Genomic DNA, 1,123 nt, shown 5'->3' on the forward strand with positions numbered 1-1,123 from the left:
CTTTGCGAGCGTTATGGCACCCCTTTTTCTAGAGCAAAAGAGGGCGGTGCACCTATCCCTCAGCACATGCTGGTGTTGGCGATGGGCAAACATGGCGCTTATGAATTAAATGTATCTTCCGATATCGACCTGATTTTTGCCTATCCTGAATCTGGTGAGACCGATCACGCCAAAAAGCCAATTGAAAACCAGCTCTTCTTCACGCGCCTGGGGCAAAGGCTCATCAATGCTTTGGATGCCATGACCTCTGAGGGTTTCGTATTCCGTGTCGATATGCGCTTGCGGCCTTATGGTGATAGTGGCGCATTGGCGATGAACTTCGCTTCCTTTGAAGACTACTATCACAACCAGGGACGGGAGTGGGAACGTTATGCCATGATCAAGGCGCGTATCGTTAATGCCGACGCAAACCCTGAAGCCAGCGCGGCCTTAATGGATATTATTAGCCCTTTTGTTTACCGCAAGTATGCTGATTTTACCTCTGTGCAAGCCTTGCGCGATATGAAGCGTATGATTATGGCTGAAATGCACCGCAAAGGTGGAGAGCAAAATATTAAGCTGGGTGATGGCGGCATTCGAGAGATCGAATTTATTGCCCAGGCCTGCCAATTGATTCATGGTGGCCGAGACGAACGCCTCCAGCAGCAGGGCTTGGTAAGCGTTTATCGTACATTGCAAGAAAATGAATATTTACCCTCGGAATGGGTCGATACTTTATTACTTGCCTATCGACTATTGCGTAATTTGGAGCATGCGATACAAGGCTTGGCAGACCAACAAACCCAGTTAATTCCAGAATCAGAAGAGAGCCGTCAGCGTATTGCTTGGTCGATGAGCTATTCAGACTGGCCAAGTTTAGAGGCAGAGCTGAATGAGCATCGTTCAGCGGTGAGTCAATGCTTTGCCGATTTTCTGCATGACCCTGAAGAAGATGGTGATCAGGAGGAAGCAGGAAGGGCTTGGTTGGCAGCTTGGCTGGCTGAAGAGCGTTCACAGCTTTTGCAGCCAATGTTCCAAGAGGCAGGTTATGAGTCGCCTGCACAGAGTGTTAGTGATTTGGAACAGTTACGAGAGCATCGCTTGTTTACCTTGATGTCACCAGAAGCACGGCAGCGTTTTGAGA

Annotated in this window: 1 pseudogene; it reads left to right on the forward strand. The window is 49.0% G+C overall.

Annotation, left to right across the window (positions count from 1 at the left end):
• Positions 1-1,123, forward strand: a pseudogene (locus A3729_RS16880) (bifunctional glutamine synthetase adenylyltransferase/deadenyltransferase); the annotation flags it as partial.

The organism is Oleiphilus sp. HI0043, assembly GCF_001634935.1.